The organism is Streptomyces sp. TE5632 (assembly GCF_054061295.1).
Genome location: NZ_JBSSEA010000003.1, coordinates 5,820,001 through 5,837,117 on the forward strand (window position 1 = coordinate 5,820,001; position 17,117 = coordinate 5,837,117).

Genomic DNA, 17,117 nt, shown 5'->3' on the forward strand with positions numbered 1-17,117 from the left:
GGCTCACCGCTCCAGGAGCATCCGCTGAAGTTCCCGGGCCGCGCGGGGCGGGGCCACGTCGCTGCGGTGGGCCAGGGCGATGGTGCGGTGGAGGCCGGGGCGGGCCAGGGGGGTGACCCGCAGGCCCTGTCCGGACCGTGCGGCGACCATGCGGGGCACCACGGCGACGCCCAGCCCCGCCCGCACGAAGCCCAGCACGGCGTCCATCTCCCCGCCCTCCACCGCGAAGTCCGGTTCGAAGCCCTCCGCACGGCACGCGGCCACGGTCAGCTCCCGCAGGTCGTAGCCGTGCCGGAACATCACCAGCCGCTCGCCCTCCAGATCGGCGACGCGCACGGTGCGCCGGCCCCGGCCGGGCTGGGAGGCGTCCGGGGAGGACACCACCACCAGGTCCTCGCGCAGCAGCTCCACCGTGGTGAGGGCGGGGGAGGGGGTCGGCAGGGGCAGGACGACCAGAGCCAGATCGAGCGCACCGCGGGCCAGCTCCCGTACCAGGTCGTGGGAGCCGTTCTCCTCGACCAGCAGCCGGACGCCCGGGTAGCGGTCGTGGAAGGCGCGCAGCACGTCCGGCAGCAGACCGGTGCACAGGCTCGGTGTCGCCCCCAGCCGTACCCGGCCGCTGCGCAGCTGCACCAGCTCCTGCACCTCGTGCCGGGCCGTGTCGGCGTCGGCCAGGATGCGCCGCGCCAGCGGCAGCAGCGCCTCGCCCGCGTCGGTGAGCTTGATGTTGCCGCGCGCCCGCAGGAACAGGTCCGCCCCCAGCTCCCGCTCCAGCGCCTTGATCTGCTGCGAGAGGGACGGCTGCGCGACATGGACCATTTCGGCGGCCCGGGTGAAGTGCCGGGTCTCGGCGACCGCCACGAAGTACTGGAGCTGCTGGAACTGCATGGGGCCACTATAGAGCTTCCATAGGTGGTAGCTATGGAAACGAGCTGGACCATGTCTTGGACCGATGGGGGCCTTTGGCCCTAGCGTCTTGTGGCATGGCTCTGGCAACGCGGACGGACCGACGGCCGTCCATGGCGCGCACCGTGTGGGACTCGACCGTCGGCAAGAAGACAGTGATGGCCGTCAGCGGTCTGGTCATGCTGCTCTACCTGGTCGCCCACATGATCGGCAACCTGAAGATCTATTTCGGGGCCGTCGAGTTCAACGAGTACGCACACTGGCTGCGCACCTTGGGCGAGCCCCTCCTGCACCACGAGTGGGCGCTGTGGGTGGTCCGGGTCGTGCTCGTCGTCGCGGTCGTCGCCCACGCCGTCTCCGCGTACCAGCTCAGCCGCCGCGACATCAAGGCGCGTCCCAGCAAGTACGTCCACAAGAAGGCGCGGGCCAGTTACGCCACGCGCACCATGCGCTGGGGCGGGATCATCCTCGCCCTCTTCATCGTCTGGCACATTCTCGACCTGACCACCGGCACCGTGCACTCCGGTGGTTTCGAGACGGGCAAGCCCTACCAGAACGTCGTGGACACCTTCTCCACCTGGTACGGAAACGTCATCTACATCGTCGCGGTGCTCGCCCTCGGAATGCACATCCGGCACGGCTTCTGGAGCGCCGCCCAGACCCTCGGCGTCGGCAGCCGCACCCGCGACCGCGCGCTCAAAGCCGCCGCCAACGTCCTCGCGCTGCTGCTCACGATCGGCTTCGTCGCCGTACCCGTGGGCGTCATGACCGGAGTGGTGAGCTGAAATGACTGCCTACGCTGCTTATACCGAGTACGCGACCGGCGAGCCGGTCGCCGACACCAAGGCCCCGTCCGGGCCGATCCACGAGCGCTGGGACACCCGCCGCTTCGAGGCCAAGCTGGTCAACCCCGCCAACCGGCGCAAGCAGACCGTCATCGTGGTCGGCACCGGTCTGGCCGGCGGCGCGGCCGGGGCCACGCTCGCCGAACAGGGCTACCGCGTCATCCAGTTCTGCTACACGGACTCCCCGCGCCGGGCCCACTCCATCGCCGCGCAGGGCGGCATCAACGCGGCGAAGAACTACCGCAACGACGGCGACTCCGTCCACCGCCTCTTCTACGACACCGTCAAGGGCGGCGACTTCCGGGCCCGCGAGTCCAACGTGCACCGCCTCGCGCAGATCTCCGTGGAGATCATCGACCAGTGCGTGGCCCAGGGCGTGCCCTTCGCCCGTGAGTACGGAGGTCTGCTGGACACCCGCTCCTTCGGCGGCGTCCAGGTCTCCCGCACCTTCTACGCCCGCGGCCAGACGGGCCAGCAGCTCCTCCTCGGTGCCTACCAGGCGCTGTCCCGGCAGATCGCCGCCGGGAACGTGGAGATGCACCCGCGCACCGAGATGCTCGACCTCATCGTCATCGACGGCCGGGCGCGCGGGATCGTCGCCCGGGACCTGATCACCGGGGAGATCGACACCTACTTCGCCGACGCCGTCGTCCTCGCGACCGGCGGCTACGGCAACGTCTTCTACCTGTCGACGAACGCCATGAACTCCAATGCGACCGCCGTCTGGCGGGCGCACCGGCGCGGCGCGTACTTCGCCAACCCCTGCTTCACCCAGATCCACCCCACCTGCATCCCGCGCACCGGCGACCACCAGTCCAAGCTGACGCTGATGAGCGAGTCGCTGCGCAACGACGGCCGCATCTGGGTGCCGAAGGCGAAGGGCGACGACCGCCCGCCGAACGAGATCCCCGAGGACGAGCGCGACTACTACCTGGAGCGCATCTACCCGTCCTTCGGCAACCTCGTCCCCCGCGACATCGCCTCCCGCGCCGCGAAGAACGTCTGCGACGAGGGCCGGGGCGTCGGCCCCGGCGGCCAGGGCGTCTACCTGGACTTCGCCGACGCCATCGAGCGTCTGGGGCGGGCGGCGGTGGAGGCCAAGTACGGCAACCTCTTCGACATGTACCAGCGGATCACCGACGAGGACCCGTACCGGGTGCCGATGCGGATCTACCCCGCGGTGCACTACACGATGGGCGGCCTGTGGGTCGACTACGACCTCCAGACCACCGTCCCCGGACTGTTCGCCGTCGGTGAGGCCAACTTCTCCGACCACGGCGCCAACCGCCTCGGTGCCTCCGCGCTGATGCAGGGCCTGGCGGACGGCTACTTCGTCCTCCCCGCCACCATCAACGACTACCTCGCCCGCAACCCGCACAAGGACGAGGTCGGCGTCGGCCACCCGGCGGTGCAGGAGGTGCTGGCCGAGACCGAGGACCGGCTCAACCTCCTGCTGTCCGTGGACGGCGACCGCACCCCCGACTCCTTCCACCGCGAACTCGGCGAACTCATGTGGGAGTTCTGCGGCATGGCCCGTACCGAGTCGGGCCTGCGCAAGGCGCTGGAGCGCATTCCGCAGATCCGTGAGGAGTTCTGGCGGCGGATCAAGGTGCCCGGCACCGGCGAGGAGTTCAACCAGTCGCTGGAGCGGGCCAACCGCATCGTCGACTACCTGGAGCTCGCCGAGCTGATGTGCCTCGACGCGTTGCACCGCTCCGAGTCCTGCGGCGGCCACTTCCGTGAGGAGTCCCAGAGTCCCGAGGGCGAGGCGGCCCGCAAGGACGAGGAGTTCTCCTACGCGGCCGCCTGGGAGTTCACCGGCACCGGCGAAGCCCCCACCCTGCACAAGGAAGACCTCGTCTTCGAGTACGTCCACCCCACTCAGCGGAGCTACGCATGAAGCTCACCCTGCGCGTCTGGCGGCAGAAGAACGCCCAAGCCGACGGCGCCATGTCCACGTACGAGGTGGACGGCATCTCGCCCGACATGTCCTTCCTGGAGATGCTCGACACCCTCAACGAGGAACTCACCCTCAAGGGCGAGGACCCCGTCGCCTTCGACCACGACTGCCGCGAGGGCATCTGCGGCGCCTGCTCGCTGGTCATCAACGGCGACGCCCACGGCCCCGAGCGCACCACCACCTGCCAGCTGCACATGCGGTCCTTCAAGGACGGCGACACCATCGACGTCGAGCCGTGGCGGGCGTCGGCCTTCCCGGTGGTGAAGGACCTCGTGGTGGACCGGTCGGCGTTCGACCGGATCATCCAGGCCGGCGGCTACGTCAGCGTCCCCACCGGCTCCGCGCCCGAGGCGCACGCCACGCCGGTACCGAAGCCGGACGCGGACTTCGCCTTCGAGCACGCCGAGTGCATCGGCTGCGGCGCCTGCGTCGCGGCCTGCCCGAACGGCGCGGCGATGCTCTTCACCTCGGCGAAGATCAACCACCTGAACGTGCTGCCGCAGGGCGCGCCCGAGCGCGAGACCCGGGTGCTCGACATGGTGGCGCAGATGGACGAGGAGGGGTTCGGCGGCTGCACCCTCGCCGGCGAGTGCGCCACCGCCTGCCCGAAGGGCATCCCGCTGACCTCCATCACCGGGATGAACAAGGAGTGGCTGCGGGCCACGCGCAAGGGAACCGGCCGGTAGCCGCCGGGCGGGCAGCGGGAGAACGTTCGCCAGGGGGTGGACGGGCGGGACCGGGAGTGGTGCTCATCCCCGGTCCCGTCTGCTGTCCGGGTGACGCCCGGCATTCAGCATTCCCACATCCGTACTCCCGGCCCAGGTCACGTACACGCCAACCGGCACAGGCAGAAACAAGGGGAGTCCCACTTCCCCGCTCCGGCGCGTGACCAGGAGAGAGCCATGACCGGCGTGCTGACCGCAGACCACCCCGCGAAGCCCGCGGCACCCACCCGTTACACCGTCACCCTCGCCCGCGACGAGGAGGACGTGCGCGCCGCCCAGCGACTGCGGCACGACGTCTTCGCCGGCGAGCTGGGCGCCCTGCTGTCCACCCCCCAGCCGGGCCTGGACGTCGACCCCTTCGACGCCTACTGCGACCACCTGCTCGTGCGCGAGGAGGTGAGCGGCCAGGTCGTCGGCACCTACCGGCTGCTGCCGCCGGAGCGCGCCGCGGTCGCCGGGCGCCTGTACGCCGAGAGCGAGTTCGACCTCGGTGCGCTCGCCCCGATCCGGCCGGGCCTCGTCGAGGTCGGCCGCTCCTGCGTGCACCCCGACCACCGCGACGGCGCGGTCATCGGCCTCATCTGGGCCGGCATCGCCCGCTACATGGTCGACCAGGGGCACACGTGGCTGGCGGGCTGCTGCTCCATACCGCTCGCCGACGGCGGCGCGCTCGCCTCCGCCACCTGGGACCGGGTGCGGGGCAAGCACCTCGCCCCCGAGGAGTACCGCGTACGCCCCCTGCTCCCGTGGCGGGCGAACCCCGGGGTGGCTGCGGCGCCCGCGGCCCGCACCGAGCTGCCCGCCCTGCTGCGCGGCTACCTCCGGCTCGGCGCCCGGGTCTGCGGCGAGCCCGCGCACGACGTGGACTTCGGCGTCGCCGACCTGTACGTACTGCTGCCGATGGACCGGGTGAACCCGCGCTACCTGCGGCACTTCCTCTCCCTCGTACCGGCCTGATGAGCGTCTGGCTGCCCGCTGCGCCCTGCACCCCGAGCGGCTGTGTGGAGCCGACGAGGGCCGCGACGGCCGTACCGAGGGCGGTGCTGCGGCTGACGGCGGTCGCCCTCCTGGTCCTCGCCGGGGTGGCGCTGCTGCCGATCGGCCGGCGGGTCCCGGCGGGGCTGGTGGGCCGCTGGTGCCGGTGGATCGTGCGGGCCGCCGGGGTCCGGGTCCGGGTCACCGGTGCCGCCCCGCCCACCGGCGGGCTGCTCCTCGTCGCCAACCACATCTCCTGGCTCGACATACCGCTGCTGAGCGCGGTCCGCCCGGCCCGGATGCTGGCCAAGTCCGAGATACGGCGATGGCCGGTGGCCGGACCGCTGGTCGGACGCGGTGGCGTCCTGTTCATCGACCGTGACCGCCTGCGCGCCCTGCCGGACACGGTCGCCCGGATCACCGGGGCGCTGCGCGAGGGTTCGGCGGTCGCGGCCTTCCCCGAGGGCAGCACCTGGTGCGGCCGCCGGCAGGGCTCCTTCCGCCGGGCCGTCTTCCAGGCGGCGCTGGACGCCGGGGCCCCGGTCCAGCCGGTCCGCATCCACTACCGGAGCGCGCACGGAACGCCGGCCACCGCCGCGGCCTTCGTCGGCGACGACACCCTGTTCGCGTCCCTGTGGCGGGTGGTCTCGGCGCGCGGTCTGATCGCCGAGGTCGAGATGCGGGCCGCGATCCCGCCGGGCACCCACTTCGACCGCCGCGCCCTGGCCGCCGCCGCGCAGCCGCCGGACGGCGGCCTCGGGCGGGAACATCCGGTCGAGGACGTGTGACGGGCCACCAGAAGTGAGCGCTGTTGAAAATTAAGTGCGTTTTATCCCTTATGTGAAGTTTCCATGGTGTTGATGAGGACATCCGGACGGGAGTGACACCCTGAAAGGAGGGTGAGGCCAGATGATCACCCGCGATGAGGTCAAGATCCTCCTGGATCACCCCGTCTACGACGGCGAGGGCAACAAGATCGGTGAGGCCAAGCACGTCTTCTTCGACGACATGAGCGGCCGCCCCGAGTGGGTGAGCGTCAGGACGGGCATGTTCGGCTCCAGCGAGTCGTTCATCCCCATCCGTGACGCCGAACTGGTGGAGGACCACCTCGAAGTCCCGTACCTCAAGGAGAAGGTCAAGGGCGCACCCGACGTCGACGTCGACTCACAGGGCCACCTGTCGGAGTCGGAGGAACACCGGCTGTACGAGTACTACGGCATCGACTGGAGCGGTGTGCTGCGCGACGACACCAAGCACTCCGGCGAGGGCCGCGGCGACCGGCACCCCGGCATGGGCAAGGCGGGAACGGCCGGCGCGGCGGGCGCTGCCGGCGCGGCGGGCGCGGCTGGGATGGCGGGCACGACCGGAAAGGCCGGGACGCCGGGCACGACGGGGACATCGGGTGCCGCTGGAACAGCCCGCACGACGGGCAGGGACCGGACAGTGTCCACGGCGAACACGGCTGCGGCCGGCGCCGCGGGAACGTCGGCGACGACCGGGAAGGCGGGCAGGACCACCGCGCGCGGCGGGCCGGGCGCCGATTCCATGACGCGCATGGAGGAGGAGATGCACGTCCGCGTCGAGCGACGCGAGACCGGACGGGCCAGGCTGCACAAGTACGTCGTGACGGAGGAGGTCGAGAAGACCGTGCCGGTGCGCCACGAGGAGGTGCACGTGGTGCGCGAGCCGATCACGGAGGCCGACCGCGAGGCCTCGCTCTCCGGCACCGAGATCGGCGAGGCCGACTACGAGGTCACGCTGCACGAGGAGCGCCCCGTCGTGGAGACCAGGGCGGTACCCGTGGAACGGGTGCGGCTGACCATGGAGGAGCGCACCGAGAACGAGACCGTACGCGGCCGGGTCCGCAAGGAGCGCATCGAGAGCGAGGGAGTACCGGACGACACCCTGCGGAGCGACGACGCGACCCGGCGGGGCCGCGACGTTCCGCGGCGCGGCCGCGGCTGACCGGACGGAACCGCGTGCGCGCCGGTGAGGCTGCTCACCGGCGCGCCGCGCCGCCGTCCGGATCCGGGAGACCGGCGATACCGGCGAGCCGCCGGTAGGAGTCCAGCAGGGCCGTACGGTCGTGGGTGCTGGTGGTGACCAGGACCTCCTCGGCGCCCGTCTCCTTCAGCACCACCTCCAGTTCGTCGGCCACCTGCTCCTCGGTGCCGGCGATGTGGCCCCTGAGCCCGGACTCGTACAGGTCGCGTTCCCTGGCCGTCATGAGGAGCGACTCGACGCGCTCGGCGGGCGGCAGCGGCGGGAAGGTGCCGCGGGTGCGGGAGTGCGCCATCGACCAGGCCTCCGGAATCAGCAGCCGGCGGGCCTGTTCGGGCGTGCCGGCCACGGCGACCGTGCCGGAGATCACCACGTACGGCTCGCTCGCCCATACGGACGGGCGGAACCGCGCGCGGTAGTCGTCGATGCCGCGGCGCATCCGGTCGCGCCCGCGCAGGTCGCCGATGACCATCGGCAGGCCCGCACGGGCGGCGATCGCCGCCCCCTCACCCATGGCGAGCACGAACGGGGGCACGGCCAGCCCCTCGGCCGGGCGGGCGCGCACCCCGGTGGGGGAGGTGCCGCGGAACCAGCCGAGCAACTCGTCGATCTGCGCGCCGAAGTCCTCGGCGTCGTCCTTGTCGCGGCCCAGAGCCTTGCGCACCCCGTCGGTGAAGCCGACCGAGCGCCCCAGGCCCATGTCCACCCGCCCCGGGAAGAGTGACTCCAGCACCCCGAACTGCTCCGCCACGACGAGTGGTTGATGGTTGGGCAGCATCACCCCGCCGGTGCCCACACGGATCGTCCCGGTCGCCGCGGCGACGGCGGCGGCCAGCACCGTCGGCGCGGAGCCGGCGACCCCGGGCACGCCGTGGTGCTCGGAGACCCAGAACCGGTGGTAGCCGAGCCGCTCCACCTCCTGCGCCAGCCGCACGGTGTCACGCAGCGCCTCGGGACCGGTGTGTCCCTCACGGATGCGGGAACGGTCGAGAACGGAGAAGCGGGTGCGGGCGATCAGCGGGGTCACACCCGGTTCAACGCGTGGTCCGCCACCGCATTCCCCTGTCCGGGCCGGACGGTGTGACCGACGGTGAAAAACGCCCGCTCGCCGTGTTCGACCTGGACGACACCCTCGCGGACACCGCGCACCGGCCGCGGTTCCTGGAGCGCAGGCCGCGCGACGGGGACTCCTTCTTCGCCGCCGCGCCCCACGACCCGCCCCTCGCCGAGGGCGTCGCGCTGGTGCGCGAGAGCACGGGGGAGTGCGAGATCCTCTGCCTCACCGGACGCCCGGAGCGCTGCCGGCACGACACGCTGGACTGGCTGACGGCCCACGGGCTGCCCGAAGGGCCGGTCCGCATGCGCGGCGACGCCGACCGGCGGCCCGCCCGGTACACCGAGCCGGCGATCCTGCGCCGCCCCGCCCGCACCCGGGAGATCCGGATGCTCGTGGACGACGGCGAACTGGTCTGCGCGGACGCCCGGCGGGCCGGGTTCACCGTCGTGCACGCCCGCTGGACGGCCCCGTCGGGGGAGTTGGAGGCGGCGCAGGAGCGGGAGGGGCGGACCTGACGTCCTCCCCTCCCGCAGGTACGTTCCCGCAGGTACGTACAGGGTCCTGTGCCTCCTCACGTGCCGCCCCGTCCCGGGCGGGGCCCCCCCTCCGGAGCGGGCTCAGTCCGTCTCCTCCAGGCGGAAGCCGACCTTCAGGCCCACCTGCCAGTGCGCGATCCGGCCCTCCTCGATCTGGCCGCGCACCTGGGTCACCTCGAACCAGTCCAGGTTGCGCAGGGTCTGCGAGGCGCGCTCGACACCGTTGCGGACGGCCTGGTCCACGCCGTCGGGCGAGGTGCCGAAGATCTCCGTGACCCGGTAGGTGTGGTTCGACATACGGGTGCTCCTTTCGACGGCGGCTCCCACCGGTACGCGGGACGCCTCCTGATGTCGCACGTCACTCCACCGTGCCTCAGGCCGTGGCGTACCGCGAGACGTCGGCCGCCCCGGCCCCGATGCCCGCAGGCCGGGCCCTTCGCCCCGTCCGTCAGACGGGAACAAGCCCCCCCCACGTCAACGGACCATGCTCAGCGACAGCGCGAACCGCTCCTCCTCGTCCGTCCACCACCGGGTCAACTCCAGCCCCACTGAACCGAGTTCCTCCCGCACTCCCTCCTTGCGGAACTTCGCCGAGACCTCGGTGCGCAGTTCCTCGCCCGCGTCGAAGTCGACGGCGAGACCGAGCGCGGGCACCTTCACCGTCTGCGCCGCGCGCGAGCGCAGCCGCATCTCGACCCACTCGCGCTCGGCGTCCCACACGGCCACGTGGTCGAAGGCGGCCGGATCGAAGTCGGCACCCAACTCCCGGTTGATCACGGTCAGGACGTTCTTGTTGAAGGCGGCCGTCACCCCGGCCGCGTCGTCGTACGCCCGGACCAGCACCTTCTCGTCCTTGACCAGGTCCGTGCCCAGCAGCAGCGCGTCGCCCGGGGCGAGCAGCGCGCGGACGGAGGCCAGGAACGCGGCCCGCTCGGCGGGCAGCAGATTGCCGATCGTGCCCCCGAGGAACGCCACCAGGCGCGGGCCCGGGGTGTCGGGCAGCGTCATCCGGCCGGTGAAGTCGGCGATCAGCGCGTGCACGGCCAGGCCCGGCCGCTCGGCGACGAGCGCCTGCCCCGCCCGGGTCAGGGCGCTCTCGCTGACGTCGACGGGGACGTAGGTGTGCAGTCCGGTCAGAGCGTCGATCAGGTGGCGGGTCTTCTCCGAGGAACCGGAGCCCAGTTCGATCAGGGTGCGGGCACCGGCCGCCGCGGCGATCTCACCGGAGCGGGCGAGCAGGATCTCGCGTTCGGCCCGCGTCGGGTAGTACTCGGGCAGCTCGGTGATCTCTTCGAACAGCTCACTGCCGTACGCGTCGTAGAACCACTTCGGCGGCAGCGTCCTCGGCCTGCCGGTCAGGCCCTGGAGGACGTCGGCGCGCAGGGCCGCGTCGGTGGCGTCCTCGGGCAGGGTGCGGGTCAGCAGGAACGGACTCACGTGCGGAGCTCCTTCAGGGGTGCCGATGGGTCGGTGGGTGCCAGGACCTCGCCCGGCTCCTCGATCGGGGTGAGCAGCACGTCGGTGCGGCTCGCCGCCAGCAGCGTGCGGTCGGGGACCTCGCGCCAGTGCGGATCGTCGTCGTAGGGCTCCGAGGCGACGACGGTGCCGCCGCCCGGCCGGGCGAGGTACCACAGCGTGTCGCCCCACGCGGTCGCGGTGACGGTGTCGCCCTGGGTGAGCAGCAGGTTGAGCCGGGAGCCGGGGGCCGCCGCGGCGACCTCCAGCACGGTGCCGGCCAGCGCCTGCCCCTCGGGCTCCCCGGCGCGCAGCCGGGCGAGCACGAGGGCCCACACGAACGCGGAGTCGCTGCGGGCCTCCAGCGACAGCAGGTCCTCGGCGGGCAGGGACCCGGCGAGCGGCGCGAGCGCGCCCGGCCAGCCCCGCACGGCACCGTTGTGGCTGAACAGCCAGGTCCCCGCGGCGAACGGGGCCGCCGCGGCCTCACCGTCCGCGCCCGACAGGGTCGCGTCCCGCACGGCGGCGAGCAGCGCCGGGGTGCGGACGACCCGGGCGAGATCGGCGAACGACAGGTCAGCCCAGACGGGTCCGGCCCTGCGGTACCGGGCCGGCACCGGGTCCCCCGGCGCGTACCAGCCCACGCCGAAACCATCGGCGTTGACCGTTCCGTACCGCTGGCGCCGGGGTGCCCACGACTGGCGGTACAGTCCGTGCGGCGGGCCCACGAGGAGCCGTCCGAGCGGTTCCTCGGGGCCCACGTAAGCGATGTGACGGCACATCAGACGCTCTCCGAGCGTGCCGTGCGGAAGCCGGAGAAGATCTGCCGCCGGACGGGATGGTCCCAGTTGCGGAACGTGCCCCGGCAGGCCACCGCGTCCACCGCGAACGAACCGCCGCGCAGCACCTTGTACTCAGACCCGAAGAACACCTCCGAGTACTCCTTGTACGGGAACGCCCTGAACCCCGGGTACGGCAGGAAGTCGCTCGACGTCCACTCCCACACGTCACCGATCAACTGGCGTACCCCGAGCGGCGACTCACCGGCCGGATAGCTTCCCGCGGGCGCGGGACGCAGGTGCCGCTGGCCGAGGTTGGCGTGGAGCCGGCCGGGCTCGGCGTCGCCCCAGGGGTAGCGCGCCGAACGGTCGCCGACCGGGTCGTGGCGGGCGGCCTTCTCCCACTCGGCCTCGGTGGGCAGCCGGCGCCCGGCCCAGCGCGCGTACGCGTCGGCCTCGTACCAGCACACGTGCAGCACGGGCTCGTCGGGCGGTACGGCCTCGGTGACACCGAAGCGGCGCCGTAGCCACCGCCCCGCGCCGGACGTGCCGTCCCGGTGCCAGAACAGCGGGGCGGTGACGGAGTTCCGGCGGATGTGGGTCCAGCCCTCCGCGGTCCACCAGTGCGGGTCGTCGTAGCCGCCGTCCTCGATGAACGCCTGGTAGGCGGCGTTCGTCACCGGGGTGGTGTCGATGCGGAACGGCGCCACCTCACGCCGGTGTGCCGGGCGTTCGTTGTCCAGGGCCCACGGCTCGTCGGAGGTGCCCATGGTGAACGGACCGCCGGGAACCAGCACTTCGGACGGACCGGTGAACAGAGGCACCGGCTCCGGGTCCGGAGCGGTCAGAGCCTGCGACCCCTTGCGCAACTGATGGGTGATCAGCATCGTCTCGTCGTGCTGCTGTTCGTGCTGCGCGATCATCCCGAAGGCGAAGCCCGCCTCCGTCAGTCGCTCGCCGTGGAACGCGGTGCCCTCCAGCACGTCCAGCGCCCGGCCGCGCACGTCCGAGGCGTAGCGGCGGGCCTCCTCGGGAGGCAGCAGCGGCAGCTGCGGCCGCTCGGCACGCGGGTGCTCGAAGGCGTCGTAGACACTGTCGATCTCGGGCCGTATCGCCTCCTGCCCGGCGACGGCCCGCAACAGCCACTGCTCCTCCTGGTTGCCGATGTGGGCGAGGTCCCACACCAGGGGCGACATCAGCGGCGAGTGCTGCGCGGTCAGCTCGGGTTCGTCGACACAGCTGGTCAGCAGGGTGGTCCGGTCGCGCGCGGTGATCAGCGCGGCGACCGCGCGCTCGCGCAGGGCTTCGGCGTCGAGGGCGGGGTCGGTCATGAGCGGGGGTCCTTCCCGTGCGGAGGCGCTCCGTGCGGGTGCGTGCGCGTGCCGGACACGGCGGTGCCGTCGGCGCGGACGGCGACACCGCCGCGCAGGGTGTCGAGCAGCTCGTCGGCGGGGCAGCGGCCCCGGGCGACATAGCGGTCCCGGTACGCCGCCACCGCGTCCACGACCTCGGCCGTGGCACCCAGCCGGGGCAGCGCCCGCAGCGCCGCGGCGAAGCAGGCGGTGGCCACCTCGCGCAGCTCCGGATCGGACAGGCCGCCACGGGCCGCGTCCCGCCACAACGGATTGTGCGGTGCCGGCATCCCGTGGGTCCGTTCGGCCAGCGGCTTCACCGCCCGGTAGGCGGTCTCGGCGGCCTCCGGATCGTCGAACAGCGCCGTCGTCACGGCCAGCGGCACGATCCAGCCGTCGTCACCGGGCTGGGCGTCGATCATCCGCAGCTCCAGGTGACCGCGCGGCCTGACCGGCGGAAACAGCGTCGTCACGTGGTAGTCGAGATCGTCCCGGGTCGGCGCCCTGGGCGCCCTGGCCCTGGTCCACTCACGGAAGGTCAGCCCCTTCGGCACGTGCCACGGGCCGCCGTCGCGTCGTACGCACATCACCGGCGCGTCCAGGACGTGGCGGGTCCAGGCCGCGCGCGGATCGGAGTCCAGCACGGGGCCGCCCGCGCGACCGGTGCCGATCTGCGCCCAGCGCAGCTGCCGGGTGGACAGCCAGCCGGTCGGCCGGTGACCGGCCAGCGGGGAGTTGGCGAACGCGGCGACCAGGACCGCGCCGAGTTGGTGCGCCAGCCACCAGCGCCGCACATGACCGAGGGGGCCGGGCTCCTCGTACCCGGCGTCCAGGCACACCTGCACGGACGCGGAGGTGCACATCATGGCGCGGCCGGCGGGGCCGGTGCGGTCGAGGCAGGCCTCCATGGCGTCGTAGCGCGGTTCGCGCAGGAACCGGCGTGGTGTGTGCCAGGGATCGTGGCCGAGACCGACGAGAGTGAGATCGTCCTCGCGCAGTACCGCGCGGACGGCGTCGAGGTCGGCGCGGACGGTGTCGACGCACTCCATGAGGGAGGCGGCGGGCGGCGAGCTGAGCTCCAGCTGGCCGCCGGGTTCGACGGTGAGCGCCGAACTCAGGGGCACGGTCCGCAGTGCGGCGTAGGCCGCTTCGAGTCGTTCGGATGTCACGGGGAGCTGCGGGGCACGCAACTCGTGGACGAGCCATTCCACCTCGACTCCGAGGCGGTGCGGCGGTCCGGTCTTGAAGCAGATGCCGCGGACCAGCGCATCCACCTCGGCTTCGGTGACGGCGGGATGTGGCCCGGTATGGCCACTTGTCGAATCGGACATGTGGGGATCCTCCTGAGATACCACCATGTCGCCGGCCGGGGTCCTTCGGTCCCGTCCGGCTGCAACTCGTCCACCCAAAACCCTCGCGACGCTCCGCACAAGGGCGCCCGTTGGGGCGTCCCGGGTGCGGGGAAACTCCGTTGCGTCGCCTCACCAGCATCGCTCACGATGCTCGTACGGGCACGACGGGGGAGATCACGGGGGAGCCGGTGGGGATGTCGACGAGAGCAGCCGTGGGGCGCGCGGTCACGGAGCGTACGGGGGTCGCGGCGTGAGCGCGCGCCTGCGCGGCATCGCGCGCGAGACCGAGCAGATCGTGGCGGCGGGGACCTACCGCGCTCCGAGCGGCCGCGAGGTGCGCCTCGCGGCGGCCGTCCGGGCGGCCCGGGACGGGACCCGGACGTACGGGCCGGAGCCGGTGCGGGTTCCGGAGCGGGCCTTTCCGGTCAGGACTCGGATCGAGGTCACCGGGGAGAGCAGCCTGGAGGCCGCGCGCCGGCTCGCGGGAGACGCGGAGCCGGGCGGACCGCTTCGGGAGCCGGCGGTGCTGAACTTCGCCTCCGCGAGGAACCCCGGCGGCGGCTACCTCAACGGCGCGCAGGCCCAGGAGGAGGCGCTGTGCCGGGCCTCCGCGCTCCACACCTGCCTGCTGCGGGCCCCCGAGTACTACGACCACCACCGGACCCACCGTGACCCGTTCTACTCCGACCGGGTGATTCACTCACCCGCCGTGCCCGTCTTCCGTGACGACCGCGGCCGGCTCCTCGAGGAGCCGTTCCGGGCGGGCTTCCTCACCTCGCCCGCGCCGAACGCGGGCGTCATCCTCCGGACGGTACCGGAGCGCGCGGGCGAGGTGCCCGGCGCCCTGGCCGTCCGGGCGGAGCGGGTGCTGGAGACCGCCGCGGCGGTCGGCTACCGGCGGCTGGTGCTGGGCGCCTGGGGCTGCGGGGTCTTCCGCAACGACCCCGCGCGGGTGGCGGGCGCGTTCCGGGCGCTGCTGGAGCCGGGCGGCCGGTTCGCGGGGGCCTTCGAGTACGTGGTCTTCGGGATTCTGGACCGCACGCGCGAGGGCGCGATCCGTACGGCCTTCGACCGGACGTTCGCGGATCTGGTGGCGGACACGGCGGCGGTCAGCTCCAGCCGTACCGCTCCCGCAGCCGGTGACGCACCAGATTGAACCGCATCCGGTCCAGGGCACAGGCCTCACGGCGCATGCCGTCCTCGTGCAGCCGCAGCACCCGGTCGACGGCGACCCACGAATCCCGGCCCGACCGGTCCCACGGCCCGCTGCCGATCGGTACCCAGTCCCGGTCCCCCTCGCGCCGCCTGCTCGACAACTGCACGGCGAGGACGGTCCCGGCCGCCTCACGTGCGACGACGAGCACCGGGCGGTCCTTGCCCCGGCCGTCGTTCTCCTCATAGGGCACCCAGGTCCAGACGATCTCCCCGGGATCGGGGTCACCGTCGTGCGCGGGCGAGTATTCCGTGCGCACCCGGCCCACATCGCCGGGCCCGGCCTCGGCGGTGGCGGTGGGGCCGAAGCGCCCCGGGGCTTCCTCAGTGCTGTACTCGGTCACGGGCGTACCGTACGGGATACCCCCAGGGCCGTGATCAACTGCCGTGCGCCACCGGGCCGGTGGCCCGGTGGCGCGGCGGTCTCAGGTGGTCGGCGCGGTGCCGCGCACGCCCAGGCCCGTGAGTTCCCGCCCCGAGACCATGCCGGCCTCGATCCGTACGAACACCCCGTCCCGCATCGGCATCCAGGAGTCGGGACCGTTCCGCAGCAGCCGCTCGTGCTCGGCGGGGTCGGTCACCACGGCGGCCCGGCCGGTGATCACCACGCTCCAGCCGGCCCGTATCTCGGCCTGGAAGTCGTCGGCCTCGAAGGCCACCACGACACCGTCGATCGCGCGCACCAGGTCGGAGTCCCGCGAGGTGCACAGCAGCACGGAGGAGTCCGTGTCCAGGGAGAAGTTGACCGGGAGGACGGCAGGCAGCGCCTGCCGGGTGTACACGACGCGACCCACCGGCACCTTGGCCAGCAGGCGCAGGCACTCCTGGCGATCGAGTGCGCGGAAGCCATCGCTCTGGAACATCGGTCCATCGTCGGCGGCGGAAGCCACCAGGGCTAGGGCCGGACGGCCCTGATGAGCCACCGGTGCTTGAAAACGGTCCCGGTGGGTACTCCGGGGGCCGGTGGGGTCCGGCAGGGACGGCCGGGCCCTGCCGTACGGCGCCGGGCGACGTGCGGCAGGCGAGGGGCGAGGGGCGCTTTCCGCCGGGTGACACTGAGCACATGGCCCGCACCCCCGCCTCTCCCGGCCCTCCCGGCCCTCCCGCCTCCCGGCAGCCCGTGCCCGCCGAGCTCCGTCCCTATCTGGAGGAGCAGGTCCACCGCATCCGCACCGTCTGCGACTCTCACCTGGTGAGCGTCCTCGCGATCGGTTCGGTCGCCCTCGGCGACTACCTGCACGGGCGCAGTGACGTCGACGTCATGGTCGTGGTGGACCCGTCCCTGCCCGGCCGGGCGCTGCACGAACTGGCCGGGACACTCAGCCACTCCGCGCTGCCGTGTCCCGCGGCCGGGCTGGAACTGGTCGTCCACGCCTCCGACATCGCCGCCGGGGCGGGGGAGGGCGGGGCCGGCTACCTGCTGGACCTCAACACCGGGGCGGAGCTGCCGGAGAAGGTGAGTTTCGACCCGGGGGAGTCCGCGGACTTCTGGTACGTCATCGACCTCTCCATCGCCTCCCGGGCCGGACGTCCGCTGTTCGGCAGGCCGGCCCGGGAGGCGATCGCCGAACCGCCCCGCGCCGCACTGCTCACCGCGCTGCGGGCCTCCGTCCGCGAACACGCCGACGGCGAGGGCCACCTGGCGGACAACAGGGTGCTCAACGGCTGCCGCTCCCTGGTGTTCTGCCGCGCCGACCAGTGGCTTCCCAAGCGCAGGGCGGCGGAGGCGGTCGCCGGCTCCGAGACTGCTTTCCGGCCCCTCGTCGAGGCCGCGTTGCACAGCTTCGAACGCCCCCGTGGGGCCGCGCTCCCGCTGCCCGCCGCCGACGTGCGCCGCTTCCTGGACCATGTGGCCGCCCGCGTCGACGAGGCCACGGAGGCCCTGTGGGCGGCGGGTGGCGGAGGGCACCTCGACGACGGCCCACGGGGCTGCCTATGATCCCCGTGCGGCATCGCGTGTCG

At 72.7% G+C, this 17,117-nt stretch carries 18 protein-coding genes; 9 read left to right on the top strand and 9 right to left on the bottom strand.

The features are described from left to right. Positions 1-3 precede the first annotated feature (3 nt). On the bottom strand, positions 4-888 hold the full coding sequence (locus ACVW19_RS31720) for a LysR family transcriptional regulator (protein ID WP_457463795.1): 885 nt from the start codon (positions 886-888) through the stop codon (positions 4-6). A 131-nt stretch (positions 889-1,019) separates the two neighbouring features. Here ACVW19_RS31720 and ACVW19_RS31725 point away from each other — a divergent pair, with 131 nt between their 5' ends. The 6 genes from ACVW19_RS31725 (at position 1,020) to ACVW19_RS31750 (ending at position 7,376) form a co-directional block, all read left to right on the top strand. Further along, entirely contained in the window at positions 1,020-1,691 is a 672-nt protein-coding gene (locus tag ACVW19_RS31725) for a succinate dehydrogenase (RefSeq protein WP_457464874.1), read from the top strand. A gap of 1 nt (position 1,692) precedes the next feature. Continuing rightward, a complete protein-coding gene (locus ACVW19_RS31730; protein WP_457463797.1) occupies positions 1,693-3,651 on the top strand; it encodes a fumarate reductase/succinate dehydrogenase flavoprotein subunit in 1,959 nt (652 codons plus the stop codon). Further along, on the top strand, positions 3,648-4,397 hold the full coding sequence (locus tag ACVW19_RS31735) for a succinate dehydrogenase/fumarate reductase iron-sulfur subunit (RefSeq protein ID WP_457463799.1): 750 nt from the start codon (positions 3,648-3,650) through the stop codon (positions 4,395-4,397). Before ACVW19_RS31730 ends, ACVW19_RS31735 begins: the two co-directional genes overlap by 4 nt. Before the next feature lie 216 nt (positions 4,398-4,613). Then, positions 4,614-5,393, top strand: coding sequence for a GNAT family N-acetyltransferase (locus tag ACVW19_RS31740; RefSeq protein ID WP_457463801.1), 780 nt, complete (start codon positions 4,614-4,616; stop codon positions 5,391-5,393). Continuing rightward, the gene (locus ACVW19_RS31745; protein ID WP_457463803.1) at positions 5,393-6,199 is read left to right on the top strand and encodes a lysophospholipid acyltransferase family protein; all 807 of its coding nucleotides are present in this window, start codon (positions 5,393-5,395) and stop codon (positions 6,197-6,199) included. The genes ACVW19_RS31740 and ACVW19_RS31745 overlap by 1 nt, the downstream gene beginning before the upstream one ends. Positions 6,200-6,320: 121 nt before the next feature. Next, entirely contained in the window at positions 6,321-7,376 is a 1,056-nt protein-coding gene (locus ACVW19_RS31750; RefSeq protein WP_457463805.1) for a DUF2382 domain-containing protein, read from the top strand. A 34-nt stretch (positions 7,377-7,410) separates the two neighbouring features. Here the strand turns inward: ACVW19_RS31750 and ACVW19_RS31755 are convergent, their stop codons facing one another. Further along, positions 7,411-8,439: an LLM class flavin-dependent oxidoreductase gene (locus tag ACVW19_RS31755; RefSeq protein ID WP_457463807.1), complete on the bottom strand. Its 1,029-nt coding sequence runs from the start codon at positions 8,437-8,439 to the stop codon at positions 7,411-7,413. Positions 8,440-8,492: 53 nt separating this feature from the next. On the opposite strand from ACVW19_RS31755, the gene ACVW19_RS31760 reads away from it, so the two are divergent. Continuing rightward, positions 8,493-8,984: a phosphatase domain-containing protein gene (locus ACVW19_RS31760; RefSeq protein ID WP_457463808.1), complete on the top strand. Its 492-nt coding sequence runs from the start codon at positions 8,493-8,495 to the stop codon at positions 8,982-8,984. A gap of 102 nt (positions 8,985-9,086) precedes the next feature. Here ACVW19_RS31760 and ACVW19_RS31765 read toward each other — a convergent pair whose 3' ends face one another. The 5 genes from ACVW19_RS31765 to egtA all read right to left on the bottom strand — a co-directional run bounded on the left by ACVW19_RS31765 (position 9,087) and on the right by egtA (position 13,922). Beyond that, the gene (locus ACVW19_RS31765) at positions 9,087-9,302 is read right to left on the bottom strand and encodes a dodecin (protein WP_457463810.1); all 216 of its coding nucleotides are present in this window, start codon (positions 9,300-9,302) and stop codon (positions 9,087-9,089) included. Between the two features lie 177 nt (positions 9,303-9,479). Further along, a complete protein-coding gene (egtD, locus tag ACVW19_RS31770) occupies positions 9,480-10,442 on the bottom strand; it encodes an L-histidine N(alpha)-methyltransferase (RefSeq protein WP_457463812.1) in 963 nt (320 codons plus the stop codon). Then, entirely contained in the window at positions 10,439-11,242 is an 804-nt protein-coding gene (gene egtC / locus ACVW19_RS31775; RefSeq protein WP_457463813.1) for an ergothioneine biosynthesis protein EgtC, read from the bottom strand. The genes egtD and egtC overlap by 4 nt, the downstream gene beginning before the upstream one ends. After that, positions 11,242-12,570, bottom strand: coding sequence for an ergothioneine biosynthesis protein EgtB (egtB, locus tag ACVW19_RS31780; RefSeq protein ID WP_457463815.1), 1,329 nt, complete (start codon positions 12,568-12,570; stop codon positions 11,242-11,244). Before egtB ends, egtC begins: the two co-directional genes overlap by 1 nt. Continuing rightward, the gene (gene egtA, locus ACVW19_RS31785) at positions 12,567-13,922 is read right to left on the bottom strand and encodes an ergothioneine biosynthesis glutamate--cysteine ligase EgtA (RefSeq protein ID WP_457463817.1); all 1,356 of its coding nucleotides are present in this window, start codon (positions 13,920-13,922) and stop codon (positions 12,567-12,569) included. The genes egtB and egtA overlap by 4 nt, the downstream gene beginning before the upstream one ends. Before the next feature lie 271 nt (positions 13,923-14,193). Between egtA and ACVW19_RS31790 the strand changes: the two genes are divergently transcribed. Further along, positions 14,194-15,099: a TIGR02452 family protein gene (locus tag ACVW19_RS31790; protein ID WP_457463818.1), complete on the top strand. Its 906-nt coding sequence runs from the start codon at positions 14,194-14,196 to the stop codon at positions 15,097-15,099. Here the strand turns inward: ACVW19_RS31790 and ACVW19_RS31795 are convergent. After that, a complete protein-coding gene (locus tag ACVW19_RS31795) occupies positions 15,053-15,499 on the bottom strand; it encodes a type II toxin-antitoxin system PemK/MazF family toxin (protein WP_457463819.1) in 447 nt (148 codons plus the stop codon). The two genes, ACVW19_RS31790 and ACVW19_RS31795, sit on opposite strands and share 47 nt — an antisense overlap. Before the next feature lie 81 nt (positions 15,500-15,580). Next, complete coding sequence (locus tag ACVW19_RS31800) at positions 15,581-16,018, bottom strand: pyridoxamine 5'-phosphate oxidase family protein (RefSeq protein WP_457463821.1); 438 nt, start codon at positions 16,016-16,018, stop codon at positions 15,581-15,583. A 200-nt stretch (positions 16,019-16,218) separates the two neighbouring features. Between ACVW19_RS31800 and ACVW19_RS31805 the strand changes: the two genes are divergently transcribed. Next, positions 16,219-17,094 (top strand): aminoglycoside adenylyltransferase domain-containing protein, encoded by an 876-nt coding sequence (locus tag ACVW19_RS31805; protein ID WP_457463823.1) that lies wholly within the window; start codon positions 16,219-16,221, stop codon positions 17,092-17,094. Positions 17,095-17,117 lie beyond the last annotated feature (23 nt).